Source organism: Lysobacter sp. TAB13, from assembly GCF_052113885.1.
Classification (GTDB): Bacteria; Pseudomonadota; Gammaproteobacteria; order Xanthomonadales; family Xanthomonadaceae; genus Lysobacter; species Lysobacter gummosus.
In genome coordinates, this window is record NZ_JBFRDR010000029.1 from 37,651 (window position 1) to 59,294 (window position 21,644).

At 66.6% G+C, this 21,644-nt stretch carries 13 protein-coding genes; 8 read left to right on the forward strand and 5 right to left on the reverse strand.

Features of this window, described 5'->3' with window-relative positions:
- Nucleotides 1–77: 77 nt before the first annotated feature.
- Both AB4Y92_RS23160 and AB4Y92_RS23165 read right to left on the reverse strand, forming a co-directional pair.
- Nucleotides 78–1,409, reverse strand: coding sequence for a dicarboxylate/amino acid:cation symporter (locus AB4Y92_RS23160; RefSeq protein WP_441821771.1), 1,332 nt, complete (start codon nt 1,407–1,409; stop codon nt 78–80).
- Between the two features lie 43 nt (nt 1,410–1,452).
- Nucleotides 1,453–2,781, reverse strand: coding sequence for an MFS transporter (locus AB4Y92_RS23165; RefSeq protein WP_441821772.1), 1,329 nt, complete (start codon nt 2,779–2,781; stop codon nt 1,453–1,455).
- A 410-nt stretch (nt 2,782–3,191) separates the two neighbouring features.
- Between AB4Y92_RS23165 and AB4Y92_RS23170 the strand changes: the two genes are divergently transcribed.
- Complete coding sequence (locus AB4Y92_RS23170) at nt 3,192–5,564, forward strand: TonB-dependent receptor (protein ID WP_441821773.1); 2,373 nt, start codon at nt 3,192–3,194, stop codon at nt 5,562–5,564.
- Nucleotides 5,565–5,781: 217 nt separating this feature from the next.
- Here AB4Y92_RS23170 and AB4Y92_RS23175 read toward each other — a convergent pair whose 3' ends face one another.
- Nucleotides 5,782–6,480, reverse strand: a complete 699-nt coding sequence (locus tag AB4Y92_RS23175) for a Crp/Fnr family transcriptional regulator (RefSeq protein ID WP_441821774.1) — start codon at nt 6,478–6,480, stop codon at nt 5,782–5,784.
- Between the two features lie 103 nt (nt 6,481–6,583).
- On the opposite strand from AB4Y92_RS23175, the gene AB4Y92_RS23180 reads away from it, so the two are divergent.
- The gene (locus AB4Y92_RS23180) at nt 6,584–7,345 is read left to right on the forward strand and encodes a class II aldolase/adducin family protein (RefSeq protein WP_441821775.1); all 762 of its coding nucleotides are present in this window, start codon (nt 6,584–6,586) and stop codon (nt 7,343–7,345) included.
- A gap of 227 nt (nt 7,346–7,572) precedes the next feature.
- On the forward strand, nt 7,573–8,475 hold the full coding sequence (locus AB4Y92_RS23185) for a bile acid:sodium symporter family protein (protein ID WP_441821776.1): 903 nt from the start codon (nt 7,573–7,575) through the stop codon (nt 8,473–8,475).
- 120 nt (nt 8,476–8,595) lie between these two features.
- Here AB4Y92_RS23185 and AB4Y92_RS23190 read toward each other — a convergent pair whose 3' ends face one another.
- Nucleotides 8,596–9,477: a PhzF family phenazine biosynthesis protein gene (locus tag AB4Y92_RS23190; RefSeq protein ID WP_057943841.1), complete on the reverse strand. Its 882-nt coding sequence runs from the start codon at nt 9,475–9,477 to the stop codon at nt 8,596–8,598.
- A 350-nt stretch (nt 9,478–9,827) separates the two neighbouring features.
- Between AB4Y92_RS23190 and AB4Y92_RS23195 the strand changes: the two genes are divergently transcribed.
- The 4 genes from AB4Y92_RS23195 to AB4Y92_RS23210 all read left to right on the forward strand — a co-directional run bounded on the left by AB4Y92_RS23195 (nt 9,828) and on the right by AB4Y92_RS23210 (nt 16,232).
- Entirely contained in the window at nt 9,828–12,437 is a 2,610-nt protein-coding gene (locus AB4Y92_RS23195) for a bifunctional aspartate kinase/diaminopimelate decarboxylase (protein WP_441821777.1), read from the forward strand.
- Between the two features lie 55 nt (nt 12,438–12,492).
- Nucleotides 12,493–13,854, forward strand: a complete 1,362-nt coding sequence (gene murL, locus AB4Y92_RS23200; RefSeq protein WP_441821778.1) for a UDP-N-acetyl-alpha-D-muramoyl-L-alanyl-L-glutamate epimerase — start codon at nt 12,493–12,495, stop codon at nt 13,852–13,854.
- Nucleotides 13,835–15,226: a UDP-N-acetylmuramoyl-L-alanine--D-glutamate ligase gene (gene murD, locus AB4Y92_RS23205; protein WP_441821779.1), complete on the forward strand. Its 1,392-nt coding sequence runs from the start codon at nt 13,835–13,837 to the stop codon at nt 15,224–15,226. Before murL ends, murD begins: the two co-directional genes overlap by 20 nt.
- Before the next feature lie 211 nt (nt 15,227–15,437).
- Nucleotides 15,438–16,232: a dienelactone hydrolase family protein gene (locus tag AB4Y92_RS23210; RefSeq protein ID WP_441821780.1), complete on the forward strand. Its 795-nt coding sequence runs from the start codon at nt 15,438–15,440 to the stop codon at nt 16,230–16,232.
- Nucleotides 16,233–16,700: 468 nt separating this feature from the next.
- On the opposite strand, the gene AB4Y92_RS23215 is transcribed toward AB4Y92_RS23210, so the two are convergent.
- A complete protein-coding gene (locus AB4Y92_RS23215; RefSeq protein ID WP_441821781.1) occupies nt 16,701–17,699 on the reverse strand; it encodes a polyprenyl synthetase family protein in 999 nt (332 codons plus the stop codon).
- 1,130 nt (nt 17,700–18,829) lie between these two features.
- On the opposite strand from AB4Y92_RS23215, the gene AB4Y92_RS23220 reads away from it, so the two are divergent.
- Nucleotides 18,830–21,644 (forward strand): DUF7507 domain-containing protein (locus tag AB4Y92_RS23220; RefSeq protein ID WP_441821782.1); only part of this gene is annotated, 2,815 nt, incomplete at its 3' end.

A 21,644-nucleotide genomic window follows, 5' to 3' on the forward strand; every position in this document is an offset into this window, starting at 1 on the left:
CCGTGCCGGGCGCGTGGTGCGGCCGGCTGGAAGGATGGGGTTGCGCGGCCCGCGCGCGCGGCGCGGGCCGATGGAACTCAGGCGGTCTTGTTGCCCAGCGGACCGTGGTGGTCGCTCGGCAGGTCGGCGTCGAGGTCGAGCGCGCTCGGCGGATTGAGCAGCTCATGATTGAGCTTGTCGCGGTCGAGTTCGTTCTCCCAACGCGCCACCACCACCGTCGCCACGCCGTTGCCGATCAGGTTGGTCAACGCGCGCGCTTCGCTCATGAAGCGGTCGATGCCCAGGATCAGCGCCAGGCCCGCGACCGGCACCGCCGGCACCACGGTCAGGGTCGCGGCCAGGGTGATGAAACCCGCGCCGGTGACGCCCGAAGCGCCCTTGGAGGTCAGCATCGCCACCGCCAGCAGGGTGATTTCCTGGGTCAGGGTGAGTTCGACGTTGAGCGCTTGCGCGACGAAGATCGCCGCCATCGTCAGATAGATGTTGGTGCCGTCGAGGTTGAACGAATAACCGCTGGGAACGACCAGGCCGACCACCGGCTTGGAGCAGCCCAGGCGTTCGAGCTTGCGCATCAGCGGCACCAGCGCCGATTCCGACGAAGACGTGCCCAGCACCAGCAGCAGTTCGTCGCGGATATAGCGGATGAAGCGCAGGATGCTGAAACCGGTAAGGCGCGCGATGGTGCCGAGCACGATCAGCACGAACAGGGCGCAGGTGAGATAGAAGCTGCCCATCAGCTTGAGCAGCGGGCCGAGCGATTCGATGCCGAACTTGCCGATGGTGAAGGCCATCGCCGCGCCGGCGCCGATCGGGGCCAGCTTCATGATCATGCTCATGATGCCGAAGAACGCTTTCGACAGCGTCTCGAACAGGTCCATGATCTTTTCGCCCGACTTGCCCATGTGCAGCAGAGCGAAGCCGAACAGCACCGCCAGCAGCAGCACCTGCAACAGGCTGCCTTCGCCGGTGAAGGCGTCGGTGAAGGTCTTGGGAATGATGTGCAGCAGGAAATCGACCGTGCTTTGTTCTTCGGCCTTGTGCGCGTAACCGATGGCTTCGGCGACCTTCTTCGGGTCCAGGTCGGCCACGTTGGCGTTGAAGCCCGCACCCGGCTTCAGCGTGTTGACCACCACCAGGCCGATCACCAAGGCGAAGGTTGAAACCACTTCGAAGTACAAGATCGCCTTGGCGCCCACGCGCCCGACCTTCTTGACGTCGGCGACGCCGGCGATGCCCAGCACCACGGTCAGGAAGATGATCGGGCCGATCAGCATCTTGATCAGCGAGATGAAACCGTCGCCCAGCGGCTTGAGCTTGACGCCGAAATCGGGGAAGAAATGCCCGACCGCACCGCCGAGGATGATGGCGGCCACCACCCATAGATAGAAACGCGAGGCTGGCGATTTCATGGTTTCGTTCCTGTAGCGCGAGGAAGGGAAGAGGGAAGGGCGATCAGTCGTGATCGATCTGCGAATATTTGCGGGTGTCGGGCATGAACGCGTAGACCAGCAGCGAGCAGGCGATGCAGGCGCTGACGTACCAGAAGAAGCCGGTTTCCATGCCGATCTGCTTGAACCACAGCGCGATCGGCTCGGCGGTGCCGCCGAACAGGGCGACGGTGAGCGCGTAGGGCAGGCCGACGCCGAGCGCGCGGACCTCCACCGGGAACAGTTCGGCCTTCACCACCGCGTTGATGGCGGTGTAGCCGCTGACCGCGCTGAGCAGGATCATGATCAGCCAGAACGCCTGCATCGGCGATTGCGCGTCGCGGATCCAGTGCATCACCGGCACGGTCAGCACGGTGCCGAGCACGCCGAAGGCGATCAGCAGCGGGCGCCGGCCGATCCGGTCCGACAGCGCGCCGACCAGCGGCTGCATCAGCATGTACACGAACAGGCTGGCGGCGTTGATCAGCGACGCGGTTTCCTTGTCGAAGCCGGTGCTGATGGTGAGGAACTTCAGCATGTAGTTGGTGTAGGTGTAGAACGCCAGCGTGCCGCCCATGGTCAGGCCGACCACGGTCAGCACCGCGCGCGGATGCTGGGCCAGCGTGCGCAGCGAGCCTTCCTTGCGCTTGGGCGTGTCGCTGGCCTGCAGCTTGGTGAACGATTCGGTTTCCTGCATGTTGCGGCGCAGGTACAGGGCGATGATCGCGGCCATCGCGCCGATCGCGAACGGAATCCGCCAGCCCCAGTCGCGCAACTGTTCTTCGTTCAACACGAACTGCTGCAGCACGATCAGCACCATCAGCGCGAGCAGCTGGCCCATGATCAGGGTGACGTAGAGAAAGCTGGACCAGAAGCCGCGGTTCTCGCGCGAGGACATCTCGCTCAGGTAGGTCGCCGAGCTGCCGTATTCGCCGCCCACGCTCAGGCCCTGCATCAGCCGCGCCGCCACCAGCAGGATCGGCGCGAACACGCCGATGGTTTCGTAGCCGGGGGTGAAGGTGATGATGAGCGAGCCGGCGCACATCATCAGCACCGACAGCATCAGCGCGGCCTTGCGGCCGCGGCGGTCGGCGTAGCGGCCGAACACCCAGCCGCCGAGCGGGCGCATCAGAAAGCCCACGGCGAAGATCGCCGCGGCGTTGAGCGCCTGCGAAATCTTGTCGCCCTTGGGGAAGAACACGTGGGCGAAGTACAGCGAGAACGCGCTGTAGACGTACCAGTCGTAGTACTCGACCAGATTGCCGATCGACCCGGAGAAGATCGACTTGAGCCGTTGTCCCGGGCTCATGGCCGGAGCGCTGGAAGGAATATCGGCGGTGGTGATCGCGCTCACGGCGGCTCCTGCAACGGCGGTATGGCGGGGTGGTGCGTTGTCGTCGCGGTGCGATCGTTCGCGGCGCGGCAACGGCGGGCGCGGCACGTCCCTGCACCCGGCGCCGATGGTGGGCTGGGGGGCGGGGTGGGCCAATAGCACCTTAGGGTTAGAGCTCTAGACCGCAGTGTGCGCAGGGTTGGAAATACGCCGCTGAGCGCTGTTCAGCGGCGTATTTCGCGCGCTGCGGGCGGGGTAGTGCTTTAGTCGCAGGACGCCGGCGTGGCGCGAACGATGCCGCGCCGTGCCGGCGAATCGTCGCGTCTTCGTCCGGAAAATCACCGTGCCGGCGCGCGCCGCGCCGCCATCTGCACGTCATCTGCGCCATTCATGCTTGTCCGGATATGTCCGTCCTGCCCCCGGAGAGAGTCATGAAGTACCCCCACACCACGGCCGCGCTCGCGCTGGCGATTTCGACCGCGCTGGCGACCGTGCCGGTTTACGCCGCCGCCACCGCCGCCGATGCGCCCGCCAGCGCCGCGGCCGATGCCACCGCCGACGCCTCCGCCGGCATGAGCGGCGAAACCACCACGCTCGATGCGGTGTCGGTGATCGGCATGGGCGAAACCCGTCAGGTGCAGCGCGTCAAGCTCGCCGACATCGAGAAGACCACGCCCGGCACCAGCGCGCAGAAGATCCTCAACAAGCTGCCCGGCATCTCGGTGCAGTCCAACGACGCCTACGGCGCCAACGAGGAATCGCAGACCATCAGCCTGCGCGGCTTCAACCAGCGCCTGCTCGGCTACACCCTCGACGGCATCCCGCTGGGCGACAACAGCTACGGCAACTACAACGGCCTGGGCATCAGCCGCGCGCTGATCGGCGAAAACCTGGCCAGCGCCGAACTCGCCGCCGGCATCGGCTCGCTCGGCACCGCCTCGACCAGCAACCTCGGCGGCACCTTGCAGTACTACTCCTCCGATCCGCAGGCCGAGTTCGGCCTGCGCGTGGCGCAGACCTTCGGCAGCGACAACACCCGCCGCACCTATGCGCGCCTGGACACCGGCGAGCACGGCGGCTTCTCGATGTATCTGTCCGGCTCGCTGCTCAGCGCCGACATGTGGTCGCGTCCCGGCGACAACCAGGACCAGAATCAGGTCAACCTGAAGGCGGTCTATAACTTCGGCGACGGCAACCGCATCAGCGCCTATGTCGCCAGCGCCGAGACCAGTCAGGCCAACTACGCCTATTTGTCGAAGGCGCTGCTGGCGCGCGGCGCGGATTGGGACTGGAACCTGTACAAGCCCGACTGGCAGCGCGCCATCGCCGCGGCGTACTGCGCGCCCAAGCCGTGGCCGGCCAACCAGCATCGCGCCGGCGATCCGCGTTGTTCGTTCACCAGCCCGGCGGCGACCATCGACGACGCCTACTACGCCAGCCGCGCCATCCGCACCGACCATCTGGCCGCACTGGCCGGCGAGTTCAATCTCGGCGAAGGCCTGCTGCTGAAGTCGCAGGCCTACTACCACGACGACCGCGGCCAGGGCCATTGGTGGTCGCCGGGCAATTACTCGTATCCGAACACGGCGAAGGCCATTCCGATCTCGATCCGCAGCACCAACTACGGCATCAACCGCTACGGCGTGATGAGCTCGCTGGCCTGGGAGATCGGCAACCACCGCATCGAAGGCGGCTTCTGGTACGAGAGCAACCACCACGACGTGCAGCGCAATTTCTATTTCATCGAAGGCCCGGTCAACGACGACCGCTTCCTCAACGATCCCGACCGCCGGCTGTTCTTCCAGAAGTACCGCATCAACACCCGCCAGGCCTATCTGCAGGACACCATCAGCCTGCTCGACGGCCGCATGACCGTGGACGTGGGCGCCAAGAGCACCCAGGTGGACATGCGCGCGCGTCAGGTCGATCCGCGTGCGATGGAAGTGCCCAACGCGACCGGGCGCCTGGAAACCAAGGACAGCTTCCTGCCGCAGATCGGCGTGGGCTACAAGCTCGGCGAAGGCCAGGAATTGTTCGCGGCCTACACGGAAAACGTCGCCGCCTTCGTCGGCGGCGGCGCCGGCGGCCCGCTGGCGATCGGTCAGGCCGCGTTCGATGCGCAGAAGGCCGACCTCAAGCCGGAAGAATCGCAGACCCTGGAAGCCGGTTACCGCCGCGTCGGCGAGACCTATCAGGCTTCGTTGAGCGTGTACAAGGTCAAGTTCGACAACCGCCTGCTGTCGTTGAACCCGTGCTCCAGCATCGAAGCCGGCACCCGTCCGGAGTGCATAACGAAGTTCTTCAACGTCGGTTCGGTGGACAGCTACGGCAGCGAGCTGGTCTTCATCTGGAAGCCGAGCGAACACTTCGAGTGGTACAACGCGCTGTCGTGGAACAAGTCGACCTATCAGGACAACTACATCGACAGCGGCAAGGTCGTGCAGACCCGCGACAAGCGCGTGGTGGATGTGCCGGACAAGATGCTGTCCAGCGAGGTGACCTATCGCAACGGCCCGTGGCTGGCGACGCTGAGCGGCAAGTACACCGGCAAGCGTTATTACACCTATACCAACGACAACGGCTTCGGCGGTTCGACCACGTTCGATGCGGCGGTGCGCTACACCTTCGACGCGATGGGGCCGTTCCGGCAGTGGTCGATCGCGCTCAACGGCACCAACCTGGGCGACAAGCGCACGGCGAGCAATCTGACCGCGTTCAGCGCTTCCGATCCGCAGGGCAAGACTTATGCCTTCCATGCCAATGCGCCGCGGCAGGTGTTTTTGACCTTCGATGCGCGGTTCTGATGGACGATGGGGAGCGCGGCGGCCCGGGGCGGGTCGTCGCGTTCTCGTGTTTGCTCGTTATTCCTGCGTTCGCGGGAATGATGGTGGTGGTTTTCGTTGCAACCTGATCGAAGTGCATCGGGGCTGAAGCCCCTCCCACAAAAGACCTCGGCGCATCATCGAAGTCTGTAGTGGGAGGGGCTTCAGCCCCGACGCTTTTGTCCCAGAGCTGGCCGACCTAGCGCCCCTCCGGCAACCCCGACAACCGCGCCACCATCCGCTCCAGCGCATCCGCATCGCGCAGCACCACATGCCGATAGCGCAGCGCGATCCAGCCCTGCTGCTCCCACGAGCGCAGCTCCTTGCTCACGCTCTGGCGGGTCGCGCCGAGCATGCTGGCCAGATCGTCCTGCGGCAGCGCCAGATCGATCAGCCGGCCTTCGGCTTCGTCCACGCCGTACACGTGCGCCAGCTCCAGCACGCGCTTGCCCAGGCGCGCGGCCAGCGGCAGGGTCAGGGCGTCTTCGACGAACTGCAGCACCGTGCGCAGCTTGCGGCACAGCAGGCGGGTGAAGCCGCGATACAACTCCGGGTGTTCGTCCAGCAAGGCCAGAAACCGCACGCGCGGCAGCAGCAGGATTTCGGTGTCGCCGACCGCGCGCGCATCCTGCGGACGCGGTTCGCCGTCGAACATCGACACCTCGCCGAACCAGCTGCCGGGTTCGAACAGCACGAACAGCATCTCGCGCCCGTTCGGCGTCGGCACGCTCATGCGGATGCGGCCGCGGACCACGCCGTACAGGCCGTCGGCGGCGTCGCCGCGCGCGTACAGCAGCTCGCCGTCGCGCAGGCGCCGGTGCACCGACATCGCCTGCAGATGCGCGACCACCGCCGGCGACAGGTCGCGCAACCAGGGATCGGCGGTGAGGTCGTGCATGCGGGCTCCGGTGGCTGCGGGATGCGGCAAGTGTCGGCCAGGCGACGGTCGCCGACGCCGGCTCCGGGTATTTTGCGCTCAGCCCACCCGAAGGTAAGCCACGATGAGCGCACGCCCGATGTCCGGCTCCGACTGCTCCGCCGAGGAATGGGCGCTGCGGGTCGATCTGGCCGCCGCCTACCGGCTGATCGCCCTGCACGGCTGGGACGATCTGATCTTCACCCATCTCACCGCCCGCGTCCCCGGCCCGGAGCACCATTTCCTGATCAACCCCTACGGCATGGGCTTCGCCGAGATCACCGCGTCCTCGCTGGTCAAGGTCGGCCTGGACGGGCAGCCGGTCGGGGCCTCGGAGTATCCGGTCAATCCGGCCGGGTTCGTGATCCACAGCGCGGTGCACGCCGCGCGCGAAGACGCCTTGTGCGTGATGCACACCCATTCGCTCAACGGCGTGGCGGTGTCGGCGCAGAAGGACGGCGTGCTGGCGATTTCGCAGCAGTCCTTGTTCGTGCTGGCGGCGCTGGGCTATCACGATTACGAGGGAGTGGCTCTCAACGACGCGGAAAAGCCGCGGCTGGTCGCCGACCTCGGCCGCAACACCTTCCTGATGCTGCGCAATCACGGCCTGCTGACCGTGGGCGCGAGCGTGGCCGATGCGTTCCTGGCGATGTACATCTTCGAGGCCGCATGCGCGATCCAGGTGCGCGCGCTGGCCGGCGCGCGCGAGCTGCTGCCGATTCCGGCGCCGATCCTCGCCGGTATCCAGGCGCAGGCGGCGCAGGTGACGCGCGGGCTGGGCGGGGCGCTGGCGTGGCCTTCGCTGTTGCGGCGTCTGGCGCGGGAGAATCCGGGCTACGACCAATGATTCGGCGCTGCGGGCTGAGCGAAGTGCGTCGGAGCTGAAGCCCCTCCCACAAAAGACTTCGACGCGCGGCGAGGTCTTCAACCAGCAGGCCTCAACCCCGATCGGCGCAGACGTTTCGATGTTGCGTTTCGCGATGCGTTCGACTTGACGGCGGCGCGCGTGCGCGGCTCATCATCGCTGTGTCGCCGCGTTGATCCGGGCCGCGCGCGCCATCCAGGAGAAATGCCGTGCAGGACAGCCTGTTGCTCAAGATCGGTCTGCCGATCGCGATCGCCATCATCATGTGCGGCATCGGCCTGACGCTCAGCGGCGAAGACTTCCGCCGCGTCGGCCGCCATCCCAAACCGGTCGTGGTCGGCCTGATCGGCCACTATCTGCTGCTGCCGGCGCTGGGCTTCGCGGTGGCCTGGATGTTTCCCGATTCGCTCGAATTCGCGGTCGGCTTCGTGCTGGTCGCGGCCTGTCCCAGCGGCAGCAGCTCGAACGCACTGACTTATCTGGCCCGCGGCAACGTCGCCCTGGCGGTGACCCTGACCGTGATCAGCGCGCTGGTGACGTTCGTCAGCGTGCCCTTGCTGGTCAATCTGGCGCTGCAGTGGTTCGGCGGCGAGGCCCGGCAGATCCGCCTGCCGGTCGCGCAGACGGTGATGCATCTGGCCGCGCTGGTGCTGGTGCCGGTGTTGCTCGGCATGGGCGTGCGCCGGGTCGCCTCGGGTTTTGCGCTGCGGGTGGAGCCGTGGGTGAGCCGGTTCGCGTTGGGGCTGCTGCTGTTGCTGATCGTGGCGATCATCGTGACCCAGCGCGATCTGTTGTGGCGCAGTTTTCCCGAACTGGGGCCGGCGGCGCTGGGAATGTGCGCGGCGGCGATCGGCGGCGGCTTTTTGCTGGCGCGGATCAGCGGTCTGGCGCTGCGCGATGCGATCACCGTCGGCATGGAGGTCGGTGTGCAGAACAGCACGCTGGCGATCGTGATCGCGCTGACCTTGCTGCAATCGCCGCAGATCGCGGTGCCGGCGGCGATGTACGGGCTGATGATGTATCTGCCGGCGTTCGCAGTGGTGGTGCTGGGACGGCGGGCAGTGGCGCGCGATGAGGCGCGCGGCCCCGTCGCTGAGCCCCTCTCCCGTTGACGGGAGAGGGGGTTGGGGTGAGGGCGCGCGAACTGGCGGCCTGCTTCGCAAGCGGAATTGCGCTCGCCCTCATCCGGCCCTTCGGGCCACCTTCTCCCGCCAGCGGGAGAAGGGAAAAACTCAGCGCCAGTCGATCGTCCCGCGCACCACGTTGCTCACCCGTCCGCCCGACCAGACTTCGCCGTCGGCGTCCACGCGCAGTTCCAGGCGCGCGTCGAAACCGACTTCGCGGCCCTGGCTGACCGTGTAATGGCCGTCGCGGCCGGGCAGGGCGCCGTTGTGATTGAGCCACGCCGCCAAGGTGGCGTTGGCTGCGCCGGAGGCGGCGTCCTCGAACTGCGCCGGCGCACCGACGAAGGCGCGCACGACCAGATCGTAGTCGCGGCCGGCGTCGGCGCGCGCGAACGCGCACAGGCCCATGCTCTCGGTGCTTTCGGCCAGGGCGCCGATCGCGGCCCAGTCCGGACTCGCCGCGCGCAGGGCGGCTTCGTCGCGCAGCTCGGCCAGCCACCAGCGGCGGCCGCCGTCCATCAGCGCCGGCGGCAGCGCGCCCAAGGGCAGGCCGCGCAGGGTCGCGGCCAGACGCGGGTCGCCCGCGCTGGCGGTCTCGACCACGCGCGCGCGCGGCGTGCGCACGGCGATCGTGCGCGCCTCGCCTTCTCCATCGACCGCCAGCGGCAACAGGCCGGCCACGCCTTCCTGAACCAGACGGCCGTCCACCGGCGCGGCCAGGCCGGCTTCCAGCACCACGCAGGCGGTGCCGACGCTGGGATGGCCGGCGAAGGGGACTTCGCGGCGCGGGCTGAACATGCGGATGCGGTAGCTGGCGCCGGGCTGGGACGGCGGGAACACGAAGGTGGTTTCCGGCAGTCGGGTCCAGCGGGCGATGGCCTGCATGGCGTTGTCGTCGAGGCCTTGCGCATCCAGGACCACGGCGAGCGGATTGCCGGCGCCGGGGCGGTCGGCGAAGACATCCAGTTGCAGATAGCGGCGTTGCGTCATTTCGGGAAGGGATCCGATGGGCCCATGCGGTGGCGGCACAAGGGCGGTGCCAGGGAACAACGATAGAAAACAAAGCGTCGGAAGCTACAGCCAGGGTACGTTCGGGAGCCGGCCAGTTCGACTAGAATCGTCGCTTCGTGCCCCGGCTCCCGGATGAGCGCGCGGCTGTCGAAGGTGCGGCGTCCGAGCGAAGTTCCGCCGGGCGCTGCTCACAAGGCCGCGATTCTAGGCGCGCACGACCCGCAAGTGTGGAATCCCGCGACGTGCGTATCGACGCCGCCGCGGGCGGATCGACCTGCCCCGGCCGCGTGCCGGGCCCTAATCGAAGTGAAACGACAACCGAGGAAGACGTGGAGACGCAACAGACTGGCTGGGTGGTGCTCAAGTTCGGTGGTACTTCGGTATCTCGCCGGAACCGTTGGGACACGATCGGACGCCTGGCTGGGAAACGTCTGAAACAAGACGGCCGGCGCGTGCTGGTCGTGGTCTCCGCGTTGTCGGGCGTCACCAATGAATTGCAGGCGATCGCCAACGCCCCGGCCGGGGTCGATGACGGCATCGCCGCGCGCTTCGCCGGTCTGGTCGAGCGTCACCGCTCGTTCTGCGCCGAACTGAGCCTGGACCCGGATGCGGTGCTCGGCGAGCGTCTGGCGAAACTGGTTGCGTTGGAAACCGATCCGCGCGCGGCGAGCCGCGCGCTGGATTGGCAGGCCGAGGTGTTGGGCCAGGGCGAATTGCTGTCTTCCACCCTGGGCGCGGCTTACCTGCGCTCGCAGGGTCACGATTTCGGTTGGTGCGACGCGCGCGACTGGCTCGACGCGGTCTCGCTGCCCAACGCCAGCGACTGGGCCCAGCGCCTGTCGGTGAACTGTCGCCATCAGGCCGAGCCCGGCTTCGCCGAGCGCTTCGACGCGCAGCCGACCGCGATGCTGATCACCCAGGGCTTCATCGCCCGCCACGGCGACGGCGGCACGGCGATTCTCGGCCGCGGCGGCTCCGATACTTCGGCGGCGTACTTCGGCGCGTTGCTGAAGGCGCAACGCGTGGAAATCTGGACCGACGTGCCGGGCATGTTCAGCGCCAATCCGCGCGAAGTGCCCGACGCGCGCCTGCTGGCCCGCCTGGATTACGCCGAAGCGCAGGAAATCGCTACCACCGGCGCCAAGGTGCTGCATCCGCGTTCGATCGCGCCGTGCCGCGACGCCGGCGTGGCGATGGCGATCCTCGACACCGAGCGCCCGGACCTGCCCGGCACGCGCATCGACGCCAGCGCGGCCACCGTGCCCGGCGTCAAGGCGATCAGCCGCCGCAACGGCATCGTGCTGGTGGCGATGGAAAGCATCGGCATGTGGCAGCAGGTCGGCTTCCTCGCCGACGTGTTCGAGCGCTTCAAGCGCCATGGTTTGTCGATCGACTTGATCGGTTCGTCGGAAACCAACGTCACCGTGTCGCTGGACCCAAGCGAGAACCTGGTCAACAGCAACGTGCTCGAAGCGCTGTCGGCGGATCTGGCCGAAGTGTGCCGGGTCAAGGTGATCGCGCCCTGCGCGGCGATCACCCTGGTCGGCCGCGGCATGCGTTCGCTGCTGCACCGGTTGTCCGACATCTGGGCCGCGTTCGGCCGCGAGCGCGTGCATCTGATCTCGCAGTCGTCGAACGATCTCAACCTCACCTTCGTCATCGACGAAGCCGACGCCGACGGCCTGCTGCCGCATCTGCATCACGAGCTGATCCGCGGCGGCGCCATGCCGGTGCGCGATGAGAGCGTGTTCGGTCCCAGCTGGCGCAGCATCCAGGACGAAGGCAACGGCAAGCCGCCGCGCCCGGCGCCGTGGTGGCGCGGCAAGCGCGCGCGCCTGCTGGCGATGGCCGCGGCCGGCACGCCGCGTTATGTCTACGATCTGGGCACGGTGCGCGAACGCGCGCGCTCGCTGATCGGCACCCAGGCGGTGGATCGCTGCTTCTACGCGATGAAGGCCAACTCGCATCCGGCCGTGCTCAAGACCATCGTCGGCGAAGGCTTCGGCCTGGAATGCGTGTCGCTGGCGGAAATCGAGCGGGTGTTCTCCGCCATTCCGCACATGGCGCCCGAGCGGGTGCTGTTCACGCCGAGCTTCGCGCCGCGGCACGAGTACGAAGCCGCGCTCAAGCGCGGCGTGATCGTCACGCTCGACAACGTCGAAGCGCTCAAGCGCTGGCCGGAAGTATTCCGCGGCCGCACCTTGTGGCTGCGGCTGGACCTGGGCCACGGCGAAGGCCATCACGAGAAAGTCCGCACCGGCGGCGTCGCGGCCAAGTTCGGCCTGCCGCTGGCGCGTTTCGATGCCTTCATCGAAGAAGCGCGCAAGCTCAACATCCGCATCAGCGGCCTGCACGCGCACCTGGGCAGCGGCATCGACGATCCGCAGCATTGGCGCGGCGTCTACGCCAGCCTCGCCGGCCTGGCCGACAGCGTCGGCACGATCGAGACCATCGACATCGGCGGCGGCTTGCCGGTGGCGTACACGCCTGAAGCGCCGAGCTTCGATCTGGCGCAGTGGCGCGCCGGGCTGGAAGAGATCAAGGCCGCGTATCCGCGTTACGGCCTGATCATCGAGCCGGGCCGCTATCTGGCCGCCGAAAGCGGCGTGCTGCTGATCAGCGTGACCCAGGTGATCGAGAAGGACGGCGTGCGCCGGATCGGCTGCGACGCCGGCATGAACGCGCTGATGCGTCCGGCCATGTACGAGGCCTATCACGGCATCCACAACCTCAGCCGCCTCGACGACACCCAGCTCGCCGCGTTCGACGTGGTCGGCCCGGTGTGCGAGAGCAGCGACGTGCTCGGCCGCGCCCGTCCGATGCCGGTCGCCACCGAGGAAGGCGATGTCATCCTGGTCGCCGACGCCGGCGCCTACGGCATGGCGATGGCCAATACCTACAACCTGCGCGCGCTGCCGGTGGAGGAGGTGATCGAATGAAACCGACCCTGTCCATGTCCCGCGCGCGCATCGCTTCGATTTCGGGAAAACGCTTGTGAGTGCTCAATTCCAGCGCGACGCGGTGCGCGCCTTCCGTTTCGTCCGCTGCGGCCTCGACGCCGCCACCGGCGTCGCCGAACTGGTCTATGCCTTCGACGACGGCCCGGAGCTGACCGAGACCATCACCATTCCCGGCGCGCCGTTCGCGCTGGCCGGCGCGCGCGCGCATGCGGTCGAGCAGGCGCTGCGCGTGCTGCATCTGATCGCCGGCGTGAGCTATTACAAGGCGGCGGTGCCGGAAGATATCCGCATCGATTCGTATGCGATCGACGCCGATACCGCGGCGCTGCTGGAGCTGATCTACGTCAACGGGCTGGGCGAGTTCGCTTATCGCAATGGCCTGAATCTGCACGGGAAGATTCGTTTTCCCGTGGGCGAGAACCGTGGCGATAGCCGCGCGCCCGCACTGGGCCTGCGCCAGCACGCGCTGGTCGCCATCGGCGGCGGCAAGGATTCGCTGGTCAGCATCGAAGCCCTGCGCGCGATGGAGATCGAGCAGACCGTCACCTGGATCGGCGGCTCGCAACTCATCGCCGCCTGCGCCCAGCGCACCGGCCTGCCCACGCTGAATCTCGGCCGCGCGCTGGCGCCGCAGTTGTTCGAACTCAATCGCCAGGGCGCCTACAACGGCCACATCCCGGTCACGGTGGTGAACTCGGCGATCATGGTTCTGGCCGCGCTGCTGCACGGCGTGGATCAGGTGGTGTTTTCCAACGAGCGCTCGGCCAGCTACGGCAGCCTGATCGAGGGCACGGGCGAGGTGAACCACCAGTGGTCCAAGGGCTGGGCCTGCGAACAGGCCTTCGGCGATTACGTCCAGCGCCATGTCGCCGCCGATCTGCATTACTACTCGCTGCTGCGTCCGCTCAGCGAATTGGCGGTGGCGCGGCAGTTCGCCCGCAGCGATCGCTACGACGCGCATTTCAGCAGTTGCAATCGCAATTTCCATATTCTCGGCGAGCGGCCGGTGAGTCGTTGGTGCGGGGTGTGTCCCAAGTGCCACTTCGTGTTTCTGGCGCTGGCGCCGTTCATGACCAAGCCGCGCTTGGTCGGCATCTTCGGCCGCAACCTGCTCGACGATCCGGCCCAGACCGACGGCTTCGACGCGCTGCTGGAATACCGCAACCACAAGCCGTTCGAATGCGTCGGCGAAGGTCGCGAATCGCGCGCCGCGCTGGCGGCGCTCGCCGAGCGTCCGGAGTGGCGCGAGGACGCGCTGGTCGAACGCTTCGCGCGCGAGATCCGTCCGCAACTCGGCGACGACGATCTGCGCATCGAACCGCTGCTGACGCTGGACGAAGAACAGCGCCTGCCGCCGCCGTTGTGGGAACGCTTGCGTGCGTATTTCGCAGCTTGAAGGCCAGCGCGTCGCGCTGTGGGGCTGGGGCCGCGAGGGACGCGCGGCCTATCGCGCGATCCGCTCGCGCCTGCCCGAACTCGCGCTGACCCTGTTCTGCTCGCCGGAAGAAGCCGTTGAAGGCCGTGGGCTGCACGATCCGCGTCTGGCGATCGAAACCGCGGCCAGCGCCGAACGCCTGAGCGCGTTCGACTGGGTAATCAAATCGCCCGGCATCAGCCCGTATCGCGCCGAGGCCCTGGCCGCGGCCGAGCAGGGCACGCGTTTCATCGGCGGCACCGCGCTGTGGTTCGGCGAGGACATCGGCGGCCGCACGATCTGCGTGACCGGCACCAAGGGTAAGAGCACCACGACCTCGCTGCTGGCGCATCTGCTGCGCGCCGGCGGCCATCGCACCGCGCTGGTCGGCAATATCGGCGTGCCCTTGCTGGAAGTGCTGGAGCCGTCGCCGCCGCCGGAATTCTGGGCGATCGAGCTGTCGAGCTACCAGACCGGCGATGTCGGCATGAGCGGCGCGCGGCCGGACGTGGCGATCGCCCTGAATATCTATCCCGAACACCTGGACTGGCACGGCTCGCAAGCGCGCTACGTCGAAGACAAGCTGCGCCTGCTGACCCAGGGCAAGCCGCGTATCGCGGTGTTGAACGCGAACGATGCGGTGCTGTCCGCGCTGCAATTGCCCGACAGCCAGATTCATTGGTTCGGCGACGAAGCCGGCTGGCATCTGCGCGGCGACGTGCTGTGGCGCGGCGATCGCGACATCATGGACACCGCTTCGTTGCCGCTGCCGGGCCGCCACAACCGCGGCAATCTGTGCGCGGTGCTGACTGCGATCGAAGCGCTCGGCATCGACGCCGCGCCGCTGGCGCCGCATGCGGCCAGCTTCAAGCCGCTGCCCAATCGCCTGCAACCGATCGGCGCGCGCGACGGCATCGCCTACGTCAACGATTCGATCAGCACCACGCCGCATGCGACCTTGGCCGCGCTGGAATGCTACGCCGGCCGGCGCATCGCGCTGCTGGTCGGCGGCCACGACCGCGGCGTGGAATGGCGCGGCTTCGCCGAGGCGATGCGGCAGCAGGCGCCGCTGGCGATTGTGACGATGGGCGAGAACGGTCCGCGCATCCACGAACTGCTGGCGCCGGTCGCGGCGCAAGCCGGATTCCATCTGAGCGCGGCGAACGATCTTGCCGAGGCGATGGCGCAGGCGCGCGCGGCGCTGGGCGGCGAGGGCGGCGTGGTGTTGATGTCGCCGGGCGCGCCGAGCTTCGGCCCGTATCGCGATTACGTCGCGCGCGGCCGGCATTTCGCCGAGCTGGCCGGGTTCGATCCGGATTCGATCAGTGCGATCGCCGGTTTGGGGATCAGCTGAGGAACGAGTTCTCAGGAGTGAGGAGTGAGTAGAAGCAAGGCGCCGCGGCCCGGCTTTTGCTTCTACTCACTGCTCACTCCTCTGAACTCATTTCCCGCCCCGGACGAATTCGTATCCAGGCCTTGCGGCTTCGCTGTCCGGCCGGCGCCTTCACATGCGAGCGCCACACGGACGCGCTAGGCTTGGGCCTTTCCCCAATCCGGAGCCCGCCATGCGCCGTTTGTCTGCCGCCTTGTCGCTAGTGCTGTGCGCTTCGCCGTCGTTCGCGGCGATGCAGACCAAACCGGTGGAATGGAAGATCGGCGACGACAGCTTCAGCGGCGTGCTGGTCTACGACAACGTCAACGCGATCAAGCGCCCCGGTCTGGTGATGGTGCCCAACTGGATGGGCATCACCGACAACGCGATCCAGCACGCGAAGGACATCGCCGGCGACGATTACGTCGTGCTGGTCGCCGATGTCTACGGCAAGAACGTGCGACCGAAGAACAAGGACGAAGCCAAGGCCGCGGTAGGCAAGGCCTACGGCGACGCGACGACGCTGCGCAAGCGCATCAACGAAGCGGTGGCGGTATTGAAGGCGCAGGACAAGACCGCGCCGCTGGACGCGAACCGGATCGGCGCGCTGGGCTTCTGCTTCGGCGGCTCGACCGTGCTGGAACTGGCGCGCACCGGCGCGAACCTGGCCGGCATCGTGAGCTTCCACGGCGGCCTGAAGGCGCACCTGCCGGGCAACGGCGTCAAGGTCAACACGCCGGTGCTGGTGCTCAACGGCGCGGCCGACAAGTCGGTGCCGAACGAAGACATCGTCGCCTTCGAAAAAGAAATGGACGAAGCCGGCGCCGATTGGCAACTCGTGAACTACAGCGGCGCGCGTCATTGCTTCGCCGAGATCGAGAACGCCAACAACGCGCCGGAAGACAACTGCCGTTACGACGAACGCGCGTCCAAGCGCTCGTTCGCGGCGATGCGGGCGTTCTTCGCGGAGCGATTTGGCGCGCGTTGAGGCGGGAGGTTCAAAGGCTTCAGTACGTCTCCCTCCAGGCCATCGTTCCCGCGAAGGCAGGCTCCGCTTTACTTCGGCGGAGCCGAACATCCAGAGATTTCAGCGCGGTCTTCCAAGAACGTCATTCCCGCGAAGGCGGGAATCCAGAGACTTCAGCGGCATCTCTCCAGATCGTCATTCCCGCGAACGCGGGAATCCAGCGACTTCAAAGGTTCTCGCACGAAAGGCACTGGATGTTCGGCTCCGCCGAAGTAAAGCAGAGCCCGCGTTCGCGGGAATGACGGCTTGGGGTGCGGCTTGAGGCCTGGCCTGTTCCGTTGAACGCAGCCGCACGTAACCACCGCGCCAGTCCCAACGCCTGCCGTCCCCCCAAACGAATAACGGCAGCCCAAGGCTGCCGTTATCCATCCACCGATCGATGCACCCGGAACAACGCCCCCCAACCGGACGCGCCCGAAACTCAAACGATCAGTGATCCCGACTGACCGCATACCGCGCCAATCCGCGCAGCGCCGCCGTGTAGTCGTTGTCGTCCAGCCCTTCCAGCGCCGCCTCGGCGGCCTGCGCATAGTCCTCGGCGCGCCGGCGGCTGTAGTCCAGGCCGCCGGTGGCGCGTATCGCCGCCAGCACTTCGGGCATGGCCTGCGTGTCGCCGTGCTCGACCGCCGCGCGCAGGCGCGCGCGCACGGCATCGTCGCTGTGGGCGATGGCGTGGATCAGCGGCAGCGTGGCCTTGCCCTCGGCCAGATCGTCGCCGAGGTTCTTGCCCAGGGTCTGCGCGTCGGAGGCGTAATCGAGCACGTCGTCGGCGATCTGGAAGGCATAGCCCAAGGCCAGCCCGTAATCGTGCAAGCGTTGCTGGACCTGCGCGTCGGCGCCGGCCAGAACCGCGCCCAGGCGCGTGGCGGCGGCGAACAGCACCGCGGTCTTGCGCTCGATCACCCGCAGATAGGCCGCTTCGTCCGTGTCCGGGTTGCGCACGTGCAGCAGCTGCAGCACTTCGCCTTCGGCGATCTGGTTGGTGGTGTCGGCGAGGATCTTCATCACCTCCAGCCGGTCGAGTTCGACCATCAGCTGGAAGCTGCGCGAATACAGGAAGTCGCCGACCAGCACGCTGGCGGCGTTGCCCCACACCGCATTGGCGGTGCGGCGGCCGCGGCGCAGGTCGGATTCGTCGACCACGTCGTCGTGCAGCAAGGTCGCGGTGTGGATGAATTCGACCACGGCCGCGAGCTGGTGGGCGTCCGGGCCGCGGTGGCTCAGGGCCCCGGCCGCCAGCAGCAACAGCATCGGCCGCAGGCGCTTGCCGCCGGCGCCGACGATGTACTCGGCGACCTGATTGATCAGCACCACATCCGACGCCAGCCGGCGCCGGATCAGGGCGTCTACGGCCGCCATGTCGTCGCGGGCCAGGGACTGGATGTTCGCCAGGTCGAGGACTGACAGGGTCGTAGCGCTGGGAGGCATGGGACGGCCGAATCGTTGGGACATGAATTATAGGGCCTGTGTCGCTTTCCATCTCAGCCCTGCGCGAGTACGCCACTCACCGTCGATCACGGCACCGTCCGCGCATGGCAAGCGTGACTGATTCGCGCGTTCGGGCTGAAGCAGCTGAATTCCAGAATCTGCGATTTAGCAGACAATTTGCGCTCTTTTTAAGGCTATTTGCGATGCACTTCGCGTCGATATTTCACGCGGCTTCTGCATGCGTAACGTTAATTTCTGTCTGAAAGGGCACATTCAGTTTGCCGGGATTGGGGTTTTGAGACGCAGCCAGGGCACTTCGTAATTCGCCCGCCGGCAACGTCCAAAGCTGCCGGGGGAGGTCACCCTTCTGACCCGGAAGGGCACTTTTGTGCGATGGCTAGCTCGTTTTTATTGTGATGACCATTGAAATGGTAATGTGATGGATGGCACACTATTTGCCATCTTGTCCTGTGTAGCAGTGCTCAACACGTATTGGCGTTAGGGGTTCCACAGTACTTCTGGTGCATCTATCGGCACTCTCCCTCGTAGGGAAGGTGTAGGTGGAGTGGAAATAAGGGGGAGGCACGTTATGACGTGTCAGGGGCTGAGTATCGGTATCCAAGGGGATGTCGCTGGTCCGGCCGCCATGTGGCGGCTTCCTGCTGTTTGTCGAGCGGCCGCGCAAGTGCGGCCGGCGTCGGGCGGCTCCTATCCAAAGCGAATTGAACAGCCAGGCCTTGATGCTTGGGTTGGCGCGGCGAATGTGCCGAGCGAACTCAACGCGCATGACCCAGCGTTAGTTCAAGCGCAAGCGTGCGCTGTATCAACAACACGTTTTATGTGGATGTAGAGCCGTCCCGGGCTTGAGCGCTCAGCGTTCGCCCAATGCATCAGGCATTCGTCGTACCGCACGACCAGCAATACGAACAAACCCGCAGCAAGCACGTCGACCAGCCGGTCGACGGCGTCCGGACATCGCCGCAAGGCGATGGACGATGTCGTCCCGGCGCTTACCGAACTCCTGTTTGGGCTAACGCATGAAAATCGCCACTACTCGTACTCCGGCCAGCCAATCGTCCGTCCACCGCGACGTCCGTGCTGGATCGCGCATTGCTCGAACCGGAGTGCGTGTGCTGCTTGCAGCCGTGCTGACCCTGGCCGGCCTGCCGGCGATGGCGCAGTTCGCCAACCCGCTGCGCAACACCGCGACCATCACGCCGCCGGCCAACGTGACCAACGTCGATACGGCGTGTACGGCCAACGGCGGTACGTTCAATGCGGGGACGGGGGCTTGTTCGGCTACGGATTCGAATACGTTGGCGGCGGTGGCCGATCTGGTACTGACCAAGACCGACGGTGTGACCAGCGTCACCGCCGGCGGTTCGACCATTTATACGATCGTGTTGCGCAACAACGGCCCGAGCGCGGCCAACGGCACGATCATCACCGATCCGGTTGCGGTGGGTCTGACCAAGACCGCCGTGAGCTGCCTGGTTAGTGCGGGCACCGCGGTTTGCCCTGCCGTGACCGTGGCCAACTTCGAAAGCGGCTTGACCATCGCGAACCTGCCCTCGGGCGGGCAGCTGACCTTCACCGTCAACGCCAACGTCACCGCGACCAGCGGCAGCGTGACCAACGCGGTCACCGCGACCTTGCCGGCCAACACCACCGATCCGACGCCGACCGGTACGGTTACCGATGTCGACACGGTTACGCCGGTCGCGGATCTGGCCATCACCAAGACGGTGTTGCCGACCAATCCCGCGATTGGAACCAACGTCACCTTCACGGTGACCGTCAACAACAACATCGGCCCCTCCGATGCGGCCGGCGTGGTCGTCAACGATGTGTTGCCGGCCGGCTATACCTTCGTTTCCGCCACCCCGAGCGTGGGCACCTATAACAGCGGCAGCGGCGTGTGGACGATCGGCGCGCTTGCGCGCAACGCCAGCGCGACCCTGACGTTGGTCGCTCGTGTCCTGGAAACCGGGCCTTATCTCAACAGCGCCACGGTGAGCGCGACCACCAACGATCCGGTCGCCGGTAACAACACCGCGACGGCGACGCCGACGCCGGTGTCCAACCCGAGCTGGACTCTGGACAAGGCCACCACCTCTACGCCGACTCGCGCCGGCGACACGGTGACCTATACCTTCAGCGTCACCAACACCGGCAATGTCACGATCAACAGCATCACCGTGACCGATCCGAAGCTGCCTTCGCTGGCGTGCACCATCGCCACGGTGGCGCCGGCCGCCACAGCCAGCTGCACCGCGACCGGAAACGTCTATACGGTCACGCAGGCCGAGGTGAATGCCGGTTCGGTGGTCAACACCGCGACCGCGACCGGCACGCCGACCAGCGGCACGTTGCCGAACGCGACCGACACCAATACGGTGACGATCGCCGCCGCGCGTGCGATGACGATCGATAAGGCCTCGACCGCGACGACCTATGCGACGGTCGGCCAAGTCATCCCGTATACCTACATCGTCACCAATGCCGGCAACGTCACGATCACCGCGCCGATCAGCGTGACCGACAACAAGACCACGGTGACCTGCCCGGCGCTGCCGGCCGGCGGCTTGAATCCGAACCAGACTTTGACCTGCACGGCGAACTACACCGTGACCCAGGCCGATCTGAACGCCGGCACGTTGACCAACATCGCCAGCGCGACCGACGGCACCACGACTTCGCCGACGGACACGGTGACGATCACCGCGACGCAGACGCGTGCGATGACGATCGACAAGGCTTCGACCGCGACCACGTACGCGACGGTCGGCCAGGTAATCCCGTACACGTACATCGTCACCAATACCGGCAACGTGACTCTGACTGCGCCGATCAGCGTGACCGATAACAAGACCACGGTGACCTGTCCGGCGCTGCCGGCCGGTGGCCTGGCGCCGACTCAGACCCTGACCTGCACGGCGAACTACACCGTGACTCAGGCCGATCTGAACGCCGGCACGTTGACCAATATCGCCAGCGCGACCGACGGCACGACGACCTCGCCGACCGATACGGTGACGATCACCGCGACGCAGACGCGTGCGATGACGATCGACAAGGCTTCGACCGCGACGACGTACGCCACGGTCGGCCAGGTGATCCCGTACACCTACATCGTCACCAATACCGGTAACGTCACGATCACCGCGGCGATCAGCGTGACCGACGACAAGACCACGGTGACCTGTCCGGCGCTGCCGGCCGGTGGCTTGGCGCCGACTCAGACCCTGACCTGCACGGCGAACTACACCGTGACCCAGGCCGATCTGAATGCCGGTACGTTGACCAATATCGCCAGCGCGACCGACGGCACGACGACCTCGCCGACGGATACGGTGACGATCACCGCGACGCAGACGCGTGCGATGACGATCGATAAGGCTTCGACCGCGACGACGTACGCCACGGTCGGCCAAGTCATCCCGTACACCTACATCGTCACCAATACCGGCAACGTTACGATCACCGCGGCGATCAGCGTAACCGACGACAAGACCACGGTGACCTGTCCGGCGCTGCCGGCCGGTGGCCTGGCCCCGACTCAGACCCTGACCTGCACGGCGAACTACACCGTGACCCAGGCCGATCTGAACGCCGGCACGTTGACCAACATCGCCAGCGCGACCGACGGCACCACCACGTCGCCAACCGACACGGTGACGATCACCGCGACGCAGACGCGTGCGATGACGATCGACAAGGCTTCGACCGCGACGACGTACGCCACGGTCGGCCAAGTCATCCCGTACACCTACATCGTCACCAACACCGGCAACGTCACGATCACCGCAGCRATCAGCGTGACCGACGACAAGACCACGGTGACCTGTCCGGCGCTGCCGGCCGGTGGCCTGGCCCCGACTCAGACCCTGACCTGCACGGCGAATTACACCGTGACCCAGGCCGATCTGAACGCCGGCACGTTGA